Origin of the sequence: Kitasatospora humi (assembly GCF_020907985.1) — a bacterium.
Lineage (GTDB): Bacteria > Actinomycetota > Actinomycetes > Streptomycetales > Streptomycetaceae > Kitasatospora > Kitasatospora humi.
On the sequence record NZ_JAJJPA010000021.1, the window covers coordinates 49,977 to 62,815 of the forward strand.

Consider the following 12,839-nt stretch of genomic DNA (forward strand, 5'->3'; position numbering starts at 1 on the left):
CCCCGGGGGGTGCCGGGGCCGGGGGGCGCCGGGGGCCGACCGAAGGTCAGACCGCGTGCTGGTGCCGCCCGTGGACCTCGCCCAGGGAACCGATCCGGCCCAGCAGGTCGACGATCCGCTCCTGCACGTCCGGGCTGGTGGAGCGCTCGGCCAGGAAGAGCACGGTCTCCCCGGTGCGCAGGCGGGGCAGCTCGGCCGGGTCCAGGTCCACCGAGGTGTAGACCACCAGCGGGGTGCGGTGCAGCCGGTCGTTGGCCCGCAGCCAGTCCAGCAGGCCCAGCCGGCGCCGCTGGATCCGCAGCAGGTCCATCACCACCAGGTTGGGCTGCAGGTTGCCGGCCTTGGAGACCGCGTCGTCCTCCGAGACCGCGTGCTCCACGTGCATGCCGCGCCGCTCCAGGCTGGCCGTCAGCGCCGCCGCGATGTCCGGGTCGCCCTCCACCAGCAGCACCCGGGCCGCCTGGTTCTCGCTGTCCTTGGGCGCCAGCGCGCGCAGCAGCACCGCCGGGTCCGCGCCGTAGGCGGCGTCCCGGGTGGCCTGGCCCAGACCGGCCGTGACCAGCACCGGCACCCGGCTGTTCAGCGCGGCGGTGCGCAGCGACTGCAGCGCGGTACGGGTGATCGGGCCGGTCAGCGGGTCGACGAAGAGCGCGGCCGGGTAGGCGGCGACCTGGGCGTCCACCTCCTCGCGGGAGCGCACTATCACCGGGCGGTAGCCGCGCTCCTGGAGCGCCTGCTTGGTCGACGGGTCGGGCTCCGGCCAGACCAGCAGCCGCCGCGGCCGGCCGTCCGCCGCCGGGCTGACCATGGCGGGGAAGTCCGGGTACTCCGGCATGCGCGGGGCGGTGGCCGGGGCGGTGCCCTCGTCCTCGCCGGTCAGCCGGGGCAGCTCGCTCTGGCCGGGCGCGGGCAGGGCGGGGGCCAGGGCGGCGACCGGGCGGGGCGGGGTGCGCTGCTCCAGCGGGGCGGCCGGAGCCGGGAAGGCGGCCGGGAACCCACCGGGGAAAGCACCGGCCGGCCGGGGCGGGGTCAGCTCGGCCAGGCCGCTGCCGACCGGCACCGCGGGGGTCGCGGACGGCATCGGCGGCACGGGCGGCGCCGGCAGTTCGGTACGGACCGGCGGCGGGACGGGGGCCACCGCGGCCTCGGCCGGGCGGGCCGGCTCCAGCGCCATCGGGCCGGGGCTGCCGTGCTGCCCGGCGCCGTGCTGCCCGGAGCTGCTGTGCTGCCCGGAGCTGCCGTGCTGTCCGGCGCCGGCCGACTGCTCCCCGCCCGGCAGGCCGAGCCGGCGCCGGCGACCGGTCGGGACCGGTGGCTCGGCGAGCGGAGCGGGCGCCTCGGTCGGCAGCGCGTGCTCCAGGCCGGGGTACACCGGACCGGCGGAGTCACCGCCGGTCAGCGACTGCTCCAGCCCCGGGTACGGCTGCGCGACGGGCCGGGCGGGCGGTTCGGCGGCGGGCGCCCGCTCGGGCAGGGCCCGGCGACGGCGCGGGCTGCTCGGCGCGGGCTGCTCGGCAGGCGGTCGCGGCTTGGTCAGGTCGACGGGGGCGGAGTCCGCGCCGGCCAGGGGGGCGCTTCCGGCCGCGGGCTGGGGGAGGCCGGGCGGTGCCGCCGCTCCTGCGGAGCCCGCCGCCTCGGCGGGTCCGGCCTCGGCGGCCGGACCGCCCTTCGCGCCGGCGGAACCGACCAGGGCGTCGACCATCTCCGGGGGCAGGTCGGGCAGGACCGCGGTGTCGGTCTCGCGCGGCACCTGGTGCCCGCCGTTCGCGGAGCGGGCCGCGGCCGCCTCGGCGGCGGCGTCGTCCAGCGGCAGTTCGACCACGTAGGTGGTGCCGCCGCCGGGCAGCTCGTGCGGCTGGAGCACGCCGCCGTGCCGCTCCACCAGGGCCCGGGCGATCGGCACGTACACCTTGCTGCCGCCCTTGCCCGGACCGCGGATCTCGACCCGGGCCATGTCCGCCCGCTGCGCGGCGGCCAGCACCACCATCGGCGCCTCGCCGGCGTCGGTCAGCGAGCCGGTCAGCGCGAGCCCGCTGACGTCCGCCACCAGGTAGGCCAGCGCCTGGGCCAGCCGCTCGTGGTCGGCGGTCAGCTCGACGGTTCCGGCGTGCACCGAGAAGCGCAGTCGGCCGGGGCCGACCAGCCGACCCGCCTGCTCGACGGCGCCGGTCACCAACTTCTCCAGCGACGTCTGCGCCCGGTGCAACTCCTGCTCGGGACAGTCGGCCCGGTCGTGCGCCAGCACGCCCTCGATCAGCATCCCGAACCGCCGGCAGTCGTCGGCCAGCGCCCGCAGCATCCAGTTGGCCTCCGGCCACAGCTGCCCGGCGGGGTCGGCGGCCAGCGCGTCGATCCGGCCGCGCAGTGCCTGCAGGGCGTCGCTGACCTCGGTCTCCAGCACCGCGCTCAGGTGCTCGGCGCGGGCAGTCAGGGCCAGCTCGTGGGTCCGGTCGGTGAACGTCATCACGGCGCCGACCAGCTGGTCGCCGTCCCGCACCGGGGCGGTGGTCAGGTCGACCGTGACCGGGCGGCCGTCCTTGCGCCACAGCGTCGCGCCGCGCACCCGGTGCTTGCGGCCCGACGACAGGGTGTCGAGCAGGGCCGACTCATCGGCGGCCAGTGGGGTGCCGTCCGCCCGGGAGTGCTGTACCAGGGGGTGCAGCTCGCGGCCGCCCAGCTCGCTGGCCCGGAAGTCCAGGATGTGCGCGGCGGCCGGGTTGACCAGCACCACCCGGCCTTCGAGGTCCACGCCGAGCACGCCCTCGGCGGCGGCCCGCAGGATCATCTCGGTCTGCTTGTGCTGGCGGCGCAGCTCCGCCTCCACGCCGAGCCGGCCGCTCAGGTCGCGGACCAGCAGGAGCAGCAGGTCGTTGGCGCTGGAGGCGGAGCGGTACGGGTCGTACGGCGCCGGCGGGGAGAACGGGTGGCCGCGGCCCTCGGAGGCGCCGTCGTCGGCGAAGTCGTTGCCGAGCACCTCGCACGGGAAGCTGCTGCCGTCGGTGCGGCGGGCGGTCATCCGGACCGGTTTGGCGGCCTCGTCGCCTTCCTTGGGGGCCGGGCGCATCGAGCCGGGGATCCGGCTGGGGTCGAAGTCCGGCAGCAGGTCGAGCACGCCGCGGCCGATCAGCGAGGTACCGGGGGTCTGCATCGCCTGCACGGCCGCCTGGTTGGCGTCCACCACGGTGCCGTTGCTGTTCACCAGCAGCAGGGCATCGGGCAACGCGTCGAGTATCGCGGCGAGGCGAGCAGCGCCTCGGATCGGCCTGCTGCTCACGTCGACAGGTCTCCTCACGACTTACGACTTGCGCTCCGGCCGCTGCGGACCGGGTGCCTGGCGGGGTTTGGAGTATCCCATTGTTTTTGCCGAGAGGACGACCCGCCTAGTAACGTAACCAACGGTTGGTGTCGGAGCCCCGAGCTGTGGCATCATCGCATGCACGCGGTCGCAACCGGAGACGGTTCGGCCGGGTGGATGGAGGCTTCGCCTAGTCCGGTCTATGGCGCCGCACTGCTAATGCGGTTTCGGGGTTATTCCTGATCGAGGGTTCAAATCCCTCAGCCTCCGCCAGAAGGGCCCCGCCGACTTCGGTCGGCGGGGCCCTTGGCGTTCCAGGGGGCTCCTGGGGGCCGTCCGGCGCCTTCGGGCGTCCCGGAACAACCGATTTCGCCCCAGGTCGGCGTTCATGTAATGTTGTCCCCGCACCGCCCCGGTGGCCACAAAGCGCCGGGGCGAGCGCTCATAGCTCAACGGATAGAGCACTTGACTACGGATCAAGAGGTTGCAGGTTCGAATCCTGCTGAGCGCACCAACCTCCGCTCGCGGCCCCCGTGGCCGTCCGAGCGCTCATAGCTCAACGGATAGAGCACTTGACTACGGATCAAGAGGTTGCAGGTTCGAATCCTGCTGAGCGCACCAACCCGAAGGCCCCTCGCCACCGCGAGGGGCCTTCGGCGTTCGGGCGCAGCGCCGGGGTGCGCGCCGGGGCGCTGTCGGCTGAGGTGCGCTCGGTGGGAGGGGAAGCCTGAGGTGTGCCGGCCGGGAGGGGAAGCCTGAGGTCTGCTGGGCGGGTGGGGGAGTCGGCGGGATCGACTCTGCGGGTGGCGGCGGGTCCGACCGCACCGGGCTCTTCACACTGCCGGCCACCGCGCAGCCTCAGCGCGGCCGTACGGGTGGTTCGCGGACGCCGCCAGTGAGTGGCACGGCCGGCTGGATGGTAGATCGTGCTTCCTTCTTGTCACATCGTGTGCACAGGAGGGTCCCATGACCGCGAGCTCGCCACGGACCGGCCGCCCCAACCGCCACCGGCGCAGTCGTCGGCGCCGCCGGACCGCCGTGGTCGCGGCCGCGCTGACCACCGGCCTGGGTCTCGGGTTCGGCTGGCTGCAGACCGTGTCCCACGCCCAGCAGACCCCGCAGGCCTGGACCGACGGCCACCACGCCGTGCTGCGCTCCGGGCTGACCGTGGACCTGACGTTCGCCCCCGCGCCCGGGGTCACCAGCGGCGCGAGCACGGGGACGCTGGGCAGCGCCGCGCCGTACGCCGACGGCGTCGACGCCACCACGGCCGCCGAGGTGCTCCGGATCGCCGAGGACCACCCCCCGTCCGACGGCACCTGGCACACTCTGGGCACCCTGCGGCTCACCTTCTCCCGCCCGGTGCGCAACCCCCGCCTGCACCTCAGCGGGCTGGCCGGGAGCGCCGGCGGCACTTCCTCGGCGCTGCGGCTGACCGTCACCGGCGGCACCCCGAGCGCCCCCACGCTGACCGCCCGCTCGCCCTGGCACGGCTGGACGGCGGCCGGGAGCACGTTCGGCCCGACGGGCGAGCAGGGCACCGCGGAATCCACTGCGGCGAGCCCCGCGGGCAGCCCCGCGAGCACCCCTGCGGCCGGTACCGCGGCCGGCGCCCCGGACGGTCGGCTCGACCCGGCCGGCAGCCTGGAACTCGACGGCACCTTCACCACCGCCACCCTGTGCGTCGAACGCCGCGACACCGCGGCGCCCGGCAGCAGCGCCGCACCGCCGGTGCTGCGGCCCGCCGCCGCCGTGACCGTGGACGAGGCGCTGGGCAGCGCGCCCGCCGGTTACGGCGACGCCTCGCACGTGCTCTCCGACCTTTTCCTGGGCAGCGACGCCATCGGCCCCGCCCCGCGCAACGGCCTGGCCAACCGCAGTCGGCACCCGCAGCCGGCGCCCGCGCAGCGGGTGGCGGACCTCCGGCCGGGCCGCGCCGAGCACGCCGCCAACGACCCGGCACTCGCCTTCCCGGACTCCGTGCAGGCCGGCCGCTACTACGACGTCACGGTGCCGGTCAGTCCCGGGCAGAGCCCCGCCACCCTGGCCGGCTGGATCGACTTCCGCCGCAAGGGCAGCTTCGACAGCGACGAGCGGGCCCAAGTGGAGGTGCCTCCCGGCGCGGGCAGCGCCACCCTGGAGTGGCTGGTGCCGCCGGACGCGTCCTCCGGCGACACCTGGGCCCGGCTGCGGATCGCCCGCGACCCGGCCCAGCTGGTGGCGCCGGGCGGGTCCGCCGACGCGGGCGAGGTCGAGGACCAGGCCGTCCACCTCAGTGTCAGCGCCGCCAAGCCGGAGATCATCAGCCCGGTGGCCGACGCGCGGACCGGCGACCAGAAGCCCGACGTCAAGGGCGACAGCGGGGTTCCGGGCAGCTCCGTGACGGTGCGCGACGGCACGACGCCGGTCTGCCAGGCGCCGGTCGCCGAGGACGGCAGCTGGGACTGCCGCCCCGACGCGCCGCTGGCCCCCGGCGCCCACCGACTGGCGCCCGCCGAGAGCGGCGGTACCGGGACGGCCGAGACCGGCCCGCCGGTGAGGCTCGCGGTCGAAACGGCGGCGCCGTCCGCGCCCACGCTCAACGTGCCGGGTTACACCAACGACCCGGACCAGCCGATGACCGGCACCGGCAACCCCGGCGCGATGATCGCGGTCACCGACGGCGGGAACGGCAACGAGGTGTGCCGCACGGCGGTCCGGCCCGACCGGACCTGGAACTGCCTGCCGGTGGAGGACTTCGGCGAGGGGCCGCACCAGCTCGCCGTCACCGCGTCGGACTTCGCCGGCCACACCACTCCGGGCAGCACGACCACCATGATCGTCAAGACCACGGCGCCGACGAAGCCGCTGATCACCGCGCCCGCTCCGGGCCAGGAGCTGCACGAGCCGCGCCCCCAGCTGGCCGGCCGCGCGGACGCCGGGACTTCGGTGGCGGTGACCGACGGCGGCACCGGTCCGCTCTGCTCGGCGGTCGCCGCGGTGGACGGCAGCTGGAGCTGCCGCGCCCAGCGGGACGTGGGCCAGGGCGACCAGTTGCTCACGGCCACGGCCACCGACCAGGCCGGGAACGCGACGGTGGGCGACCCGGTGCGGGTGCACCTGGTCCCGGCGCCGAGCACGGGCGGTAACCCGCCGGGCGGCGCGGGGGGCGGCTCGCCGACCGCGGTGGCCTCACCGGGTGCGGGCAACGGTTCGCCGAGTGCGGACAGCTGGGCGACTTCGGGCGCGGGCGGGGGCGCCGCTACCACCTCGGCCGGCGCGCAGTCGCCGAGTGCGGTGCTGTCCCCCGGCGCGGCCGGCGGCCCGGCGACGGCGACCCCGAGCTTCGTGATCACCCTTCCGGTCGTCGGGGGTTCCGTGAGCGTGAGCCTGACGCCCAGCGCGACCGCCTCGCCGAGCGCTGACGCTTCGGCGAGCCCGGACGCCGTGCCCGGCGGCGGTACGAGCCCGGCGCTGAGCGGCGCGCGGAGCGGCAAGGTGCCGGGGAGTGCCGCCGAGCCCCCCGCCGCCGAGCCCCCGGCGGCGCCCGGTGCGCCTGCCGGCTCCCGGCCGGCCGCTGCCCAGGAGCCGCCCGTGCCGCCCACGCCGCCCGCTTCGGCCGGGTCGCCCGGGTCGGCGGGGTCGGTCGCGTCGATCGTCCCGGTGCAGGTCCCGACGGCGCAGCCCGGCGCCGTGGCGGCGTCGCCGCCCCGGGTGACCCCGTCAGCGGCCTCCGCCGCCGCGTCCGCCGCGTCCTCCCCTTCCGCCGTGTCCGTCCCGTCCGCCGTCGGCTCGTCGTCGCCCGGCGCGGTCGACCAGAGCGCGCCGGTCTCCTCGTCCGGTGCGGTGGAACCGTTGGCGCAGTCCGAGGCGCTGCCGCCGCCCGCCGACCGGTGGACGGGGCGCCACGCCACGCTCGGCGGCTGGCGTGCGGCGATCTGTGGGGCGTTCCTGATCCTGGCCGGTCTGACCCTGATCACCCGGCGCGTCGCGTCCCGCACGCCGTGGGACCGGCGCGGCTGAACGCCGATGGCTTCCGCTGTCCGCCGAAGGGGTGGGCGGAGCGCCCGGTCCGGGCGGGCAGCGGGAGCCGCCGGCACGTCAGCGCCGCGAGGGCGTCGGCACTTCGCCAGTCGATGTTGAGCCGGTACCTTTTGACGCGCTGTCACCCAAATGTCGTGTTTGCTGACCTATGTACCCAAGCTGAGCTTCGCACTGCCCGTCAGCTCCGGTCGACAGTGCAGGCCGCACCGACCCCGAGGACCACCTGCATGGACGTCCCCCGCGATTCCGCCCGCCACTCCCTCGGCGGGGCGACCTCGCTGCCCCGGGAGGCGCCTCCGACCACCGCCGCCGAGGCCCCCGCCCCCGTCCCCGCCCCTGCTCCCGTCTCCCTTCCCGCCGTCGCCCAGCCGCAGCCCACCGCTCGTCCACAGCTTGTGGATACCCGCGCCGAGGTGGCCGCCCGCCGCTCGCCGAAGGTGGTACCGGAACTGCGGGAGCGGCCGGCGCTGGCGCTGCCGGGCTGGGTGGCGCTGCTCGCCGTGCTGCTGGCGCTGGGCTCCGCCGGGTTGGTGCTGGTCCGGGCCGGGGTGCTCCCCCGCCTCGCGGAGCTGCCAGACCTGCGCAGCCCCGCCCTGCGCGGCTCCGACGCCACGGCGGCCGACGCCGCGGTGCTGACCACCCCCGCGCTGGTCGCGGTGACCGTCGCCGGCCTGGTGGCCCTGGTCTCGCTGACCGGCCTGCTGGCCAACGGCGGCGGTGAGACCCGGGTGCTCAGCCGGTGGGGCCGCTACCGGGGCACCGTGCGGCGGACCGGTCTGCTGTGGGTCAATCCGATGCTGCGGCGGCGCCGGCTGGACGTCCGGCTGCGGCACTGGCGCAGCGACCCGGTGCCGGTGACCGACCGGGCCGGCATGCCGCTGGTGGTCCAGGTGCTGGTGGTCTGGCGGATCAAGGACACCGCACGGGCGGTCTACGCGGTCGGCGACCACGAGGCGTACCTGCGCGAGCAGATCCACGCGGTGCTCACCCGCACCGCGAGCACGCTGCCCTGCGACAGCGACTGCGCCGCCGGCCCCGCGCTGCGCGACGGGCAGTGGTTCGCCGATGAGCTCAGCCGGGGGCTGACCGCCCAGGTGGCGCCCGCCGGCCTGGAGGTCTTCTCGGTGCAGCCGGTCGCCCTGGACTACGCGCCCGAGGTGGCCGAGTCGATGCGCCGCCGCCGGCTGGCCGAGCTGGACGCCGGCCTGCGCACGGTGCTGGTGGACGACGCGGTGGAGGCGGCGGCGCTCGCGGTCCGCCGGCTGGAGCGGGCCACCGCCCAGGAGCTCGACGAGGCGGCCCGCAGCGCGCTGATGGAGCAGCTGCTGGTGGCGTTCGTCGCACCCGCGGGCGTGCCCGGCACGCTGCTCGGCACCGTCCCGCCACCGGCCGCCCGGGCAGCCGCCCACCAGGGTGGGAACCGCGCGTGAAGACGGCCCCGGCCGCGGTTCCGTGACGGGCCGCCGCGCAGGCCGCTACCCGGCAGCCACGACCTGGCCGGCGGTGACCTGGGCAGGATTGGGGAGCAGTGACGCGAGGTTGTCCCGCACGAAGTCCGCCGCCCGCCCGATCGATTCCTCGGCCCCGGCCCGGTCTTGGAAGACGCTGGTGGAGACCATCACCCCGTCCCCGGCATCGACCCAGTAGTAGGCCACGAATCCGGGAACCCGGCGGAGGAGGGGCACGAACCCCTCGGCCACTCGGCGTCCTGCCTCCGCGGGATCGGTCACCCCTTCGTACCGCCGCACCGATGCGTACACGTTGGTCTCCTCATGGGTCCCGGGGTCATCTGGTGCGGGACGACATACCCCTCGCCGGGCGTCGCTCGCTCTCGAGGCGTCCGGAAGCCACCCGGATAGCCGCAGGGGCGGCCGCGGAAGGCCGTTCACCGAAGCTGCGGCCAGCGCCGTGAAGCCGACCACCGGTCCGCGCCCGGACCGATCGGCCGCGCGGGGCACCGGTCCGGTGGAACGCCTCGCCGAGCGCCCGGCGAACGGCGGGTGACCGGTACCCGTCCGGGGACGGTGAGTCACCCCACCGAGGGGTCCGGGCTGTTCCGCGGCCCCGGCCATTGGTTAGAGTCCCGTCCCATGGCTGAGAACAACTACGAAGACAACGCCGGCAGCACCCAGATGTTCCGGGCCTTTGTGGAGACCCCGCCGGCCCAGGAGCGGGCCAATGTCTCCGTGCACCGCAGCAGCGGCGGCGGCCGGACCGGGATGATCGCGATCGGTGCGATCGTCGCGCTGGTGGTCGTGGTCGCGGTGGTCTGGCTCGCCGTCAAGTAGGCCGCGGGGCGTCGGACGGGAGTCACCGTCCCGGGCCGTCCGCGGAACGTCCGATGGGTCACCACGCCGAACGCTGTTCGGGTGCGGGCCGGGTTCGTACTCTTGGTCGGACGCGGCGCTACCGAACCGCCGCGGCCGACCCAGGAGGACCCAGGTGATCGAGCAGTCCGCGCAGTCCCAGCAGCCCGCGCCGCCGGCGGCCGAGCTGGCCGCCCGGAGCCTGGGCCTGTCCGGGGCGGTCAACGCCCGCGACCTGGGTGGCTACCGCACCGTGGACGGACGGGTGCTGCGCTGCGGGGTCGCGCTGCGCAGTGACGGGCTGCACCGGTTGCAGGCCGGGGACCACGAGGTCTTCGCCACGCTGGGGGTGCGGCACGTGGTCGACCTGCGCAGCCTGGACGAGGTGCGGGAGGCCGGTCCGGACGTGGTGCCCGGCCTGCCGGTGGCGGACGTCTCCGCGGTCGAACTCTCCGCCGAGCCGCTGAGCGTCACCGCGGACGGTCCTGGCGGCATCACGCTGCACCACCTGCCGGTCTTCGCCGCCGACTTCGACATCTACGTGGCGCTGCGCGACGCCCTGGCCGACCGCGACCCGGAGGCCCAGCGGGCGCTGCTCGGCGACGGCCGGATGGCCGGCATGATGACCGCGCTCTACCGCTGGTTCGTCACCGACCCGGTGGCCCGGGAGCGGTTCGCCGCGGTGCTGCGGCTGCTGGCCACCCCGGACGCCCCGCCGGTGCTGTTCCACTGCACGGCGGGCAAGGACCGGACCGGTTGGGCGGCCGCGCTGGTGCTCACCGCGCTGGGCGTGGACCGGGCCACGGTGGTGGCGGACTACCTGCTGACCAACGTCCGCTCCGGTGCGATCGTCGACCAGGTGATGGACAGCTTCTACCAGCGCGGCCTGATGGAGGACCCGTCGCTGCTGCTGCCGATGTTCCGGGCCGACCCGGCCTATTTGGCGGCCTCCTTCGAGGAGGTGGCCGCCGGCTGGTCGAGCTTCGAGGAGTTCTGGCGGGCCGGCCTCGGGCTGGACGACGCCGTGCTGGCCGGCCTGCGCAGGAACCTGCTGACGGACGAGGACTGACTGCCCATCGCCCGAGCGGCCGTCAGCCCTCGCTCGTCGGCCCTGGCGGGTCAGCTCTCACCGGCCGGCCCTGGCGGGTCAGCTCTCACCGACCGGCCCTGGCGGGTCAGCCCTCGCTGGTCAGCCCGTCGCGCAGCTGGGTGAGGGTCTTGGTGAGCAGCCGGGAGACGTGCATCTGGGAGATCCCGATCTCCTCGCCGATCTGGGACTGGGTCAGGTTGCCGAAGAACCGCAGCATGATGATCCGGCGCTCCCGGGCCGGCAGTTTGGCCAGCAGCGGCTTCAGCGACTCGCGGTACTCGACCCCCTCCAGGGCGAGGTCCTCGTAGCCCAGCCGGTCGGCCAGCGGTCCGTCGCCGTCCTCCTCGCCGGGGCCGGAGTCCAGGGAGCTGGCGGTGTAGGCGTTGCCGACGGCCAGCCCCTCGACCACCTCCTCCTCGCTGACCCCGAGGCTGGCGGCCAGCTCGGCGACGGTCGGCGAGCGGTCCAGCCGCTGGGCGAGCTCGTCACCCGCCTTGGTCAGCGCGAGCCGCAGCTCCTGCAGCCGCCGGGGCACCCGCACCGACCAGCTGGTGTCCCGGAAGAAGCGCTTGATCTCGCCGACCACGGTGGGCATGGCGAAGGTGGGGAACTCCACCCCGCGCTCCGGGTCGAACCGGTCGATCGCCTTGATCAGGCCGATGGTGCCGACCTGGACGATGTCCTCCATCGGCTCGTTGCGGCTGCGGAACCGGGCCGCGGCGTACCGCACCAGCGGCAGGTTGAGCTCGATCAGGGTGTCGCGGACGTAGCCGTGCTCGGCGCTGCCCGGGGTGACCGTGGCAAGCCGCCGGAAGAGGGAACGGGAGAGGGTGCGGGTGTCCAGGGACGGCTCCTGCGGCGGCGGCACCGGCGTCCGCGCAGGAGTGTGCTCGGCAACCGCCGTACCACCGTGGATCTTCGCGCTGTCCAGCTCCGCGGACATGCACCCACCCCCTCGTGACAGGTCGGACCGGAACCGCCGCTCGGTCCCGGATGCGCCGAGTGATCGGCGCCCCCCAATCGCTTGCTTACCGGACCAGCGCGCGCGGCAAACCCGAACGTCACCAGATGTCACTCGGCGGAAACACCACGCCTTGCGTCCTGAGGCTCACTCGTCCCAGGAGTTTCCGGTCCTGAGCCTGGTCAAGATCCTGGAGAGCAACCGGGAGACGTGCATCTGCGACATGCCCAGCTCATTGGAGATCTGCGACTGCGTCAGGTTGGCGAAGAACCGCAGCATGACGATCCGGCGCTCCCGCTCGGGCAGCTGAACCAGCAGGTGGCGCACCATGTCCCGGTGTTCGACGTCGGTGAGCGCCGTGTCCTCGTAGCCGAGCCGGTCCAGCAGGGCCAGGCCGCCCTCGTGCTCCTGGGCGGCCTCCAGCGAGGCGGCGTTGTAGGCCCGGCCGGCGTCCAGGCAGGCCCGTACGTCCTCCTCCGGGATCCGCAGGCTGGCGGCGATCTCCGGCACCTTGGGGGTGCGGCCCTGGGTGACCGTCAGCTCCTCCATGGCTCCGCTGACCTGGACCCAGAGTTCCTGGAGCCGCCGGGGCACGTGCATGGTCCGCACGTTGTCCCGGAAGTAACGTTTGATCTCCCCGAGGATGGTGGGCAGGGCATAGGTGGGGAACTGCACGCCGCGGCTGGGGTCGAAGCGGTCGATGGCGTTGATCAGGCCGATGGTGCCGACCTGGACCACGTCCTCCATCGGCTCGTTGCGGCTGCGGAACCGGGTGGCGGCGTAGCGCACCAGGGGGATGTTGATCTCGATCAGCGCGGCCCGCACCTGCTCGCGCTCGGGGGCGTCGGCGGGCAGCTCGGCGAGCCGCTCGAAGAGCACCCGGGTCAGGGTGCGGACGTCGATCGGGCCGCCGGCCTCGGTCGGATCGTCCGCCGCGGCACCGCCGTCCCGCTCGGCCGCGCGCTCCAGGTCGGGGTCCGCGCCGGTGTCCGGCTGGCTCTCCTGGATCGGCACCGGACGCGCCACCCCCTCTTCGTTCACCGCCTCGCCCTGCCCGGCCAAATCGGTCATAGCATCACAAGCCGGGCGTGCTCCGATCAAGCACCCCGCTGAGGTGTGTTGACGACCCGTCGGCCGGGTGGGAGCGGCGGTGAACGGAGGGTG

8 protein-coding genes and 3 tRNA genes are annotated in these 12,839 nt (G+C 75.1%); 7 read left to right on the forward strand and 4 right to left on the reverse strand.

Annotated features, from left to right (window positions below; translation table 11 throughout):
- Positions 1 to 46: 46 nt before the first annotated feature.
- Positions 47 to 3,274, reverse strand: a complete 3,228-nt coding sequence (locus LN042_RS20490; RefSeq protein WP_230052734.1) for a hybrid sensor histidine kinase/response regulator — start codon at positions 3,272 to 3,274, stop codon at positions 47 to 49.
- A 200-nt stretch (positions 3,275 to 3,474) separates the two neighbouring features.
- Between LN042_RS20490 and LN042_RS20495 the strand changes: the two genes are divergently transcribed.
- The 5 genes from LN042_RS20495 (at position 3,475) to LN042_RS20515 (ending at position 8,748) form a co-directional block, all read left to right on the forward strand.
- Positions 3,475 to 3,568 (forward strand) — tRNA-Ser (locus LN042_RS20495).
- Positions 3,569 to 3,733: 165 nt separating this feature from the next.
- Positions 3,734 to 3,809 (forward strand) — tRNA-Arg (locus LN042_RS20500).
- 31 nt (positions 3,810 to 3,840) lie between these two features.
- Positions 3,841 to 3,916 (forward strand) — tRNA-Arg (locus tag LN042_RS20505).
- Between the two features lie 345 nt (positions 3,917 to 4,261).
- Positions 4,262 to 7,297 (forward strand): Ig-like domain-containing protein, encoded by a 3,036-nt coding sequence (locus LN042_RS20510; protein WP_230052735.1) that lies wholly within the window; start codon positions 4,262 to 4,264, stop codon positions 7,295 to 7,297.
- A gap of 248 nt (positions 7,298 to 7,545) precedes the next feature.
- Positions 7,546 to 8,748 (forward strand): SPFH domain-containing protein, encoded by a 1,203-nt coding sequence (locus LN042_RS20515; RefSeq protein WP_230052736.1) that lies wholly within the window; start codon positions 7,546 to 7,548, stop codon positions 8,746 to 8,748.
- Positions 8,749 to 8,793: 45 nt separating this feature from the next.
- Here the strand turns inward: LN042_RS20515 and LN042_RS20520 are convergent, their stop codons facing one another.
- Positions 8,794 to 9,078, reverse strand: coding sequence for a hypothetical protein (locus LN042_RS20520; protein ID WP_230052737.1), 285 nt, complete (start codon positions 9,076 to 9,078; stop codon positions 8,794 to 8,796).
- Positions 9,079 to 9,408: 330 nt separating this feature from the next.
- Here LN042_RS20520 and LN042_RS20525 point away from each other — a divergent pair, with 330 nt between their 5' ends.
- Both LN042_RS20525 and LN042_RS20530 read left to right on the forward strand, forming a co-directional pair.
- Positions 9,409 to 9,606, forward strand: a complete 198-nt coding sequence (locus LN042_RS20525) for a hypothetical protein (protein ID WP_230052738.1) — start codon at positions 9,409 to 9,411, stop codon at positions 9,604 to 9,606.
- Between the two features lie 154 nt (positions 9,607 to 9,760).
- Entirely contained in the window at positions 9,761 to 10,693 is a 933-nt protein-coding gene (locus LN042_RS20530; protein WP_230052739.1) for a tyrosine-protein phosphatase, read from the forward strand.
- Between the two features lie 106 nt (positions 10,694 to 10,799).
- Here LN042_RS20530 and LN042_RS20535 read toward each other — a convergent pair whose 3' ends face one another.
- Both LN042_RS20535 and LN042_RS20540 read right to left on the reverse strand, forming a co-directional pair.
- Positions 10,800 to 11,657: an RNA polymerase sigma factor SigF gene (locus LN042_RS20535; protein WP_230052740.1), complete on the reverse strand. Its 858-nt coding sequence runs from the start codon at positions 11,655 to 11,657 to the stop codon at positions 10,800 to 10,802.
- A gap of 165 nt (positions 11,658 to 11,822) precedes the next feature.
- Complete coding sequence (locus tag LN042_RS20540; protein WP_230052741.1) at positions 11,823 to 12,746, reverse strand: RNA polymerase sigma factor SigF; 924 nt, start codon at positions 12,744 to 12,746, stop codon at positions 11,823 to 11,825.
- Positions 12,747 to 12,839: the final 93 nt, after the last annotated feature.

Coding starts and splice junctions, on each gene's coding strand:
- LN042_RS20510 (WP_230052735.1), top strand. CDS start 4,262: ATGACCGCGAGCTCGCCACGGACCGGCCGCCCCAACCGCCACCGGCGC.
- LN042_RS20515 (WP_230052736.1), top strand. CDS start 7,546: ATGGACGTCCCCCGCGATTCCGCCCGCCACTCCCTCGGCGGGGCGACC.
- LN042_RS20540 (WP_230052741.1), bottom strand. CDS start 12,746: ATGACCGATTTGGCCGGGCAGGGCGAGGCGGTGAACGAAGAGGGGGTG.
- LN042_RS20535 (WP_230052740.1), bottom strand. CDS start 11,657: ATGTCCGCGGAGCTGGACAGCGCGAAGATCCACGGTGGTACGGCGGTT.
- LN042_RS20525 (WP_230052738.1), top strand. CDS start 9,409: ATGGCTGAGAACAACTACGAAGACAACGCCGGCAGCACCCAGATGTTC.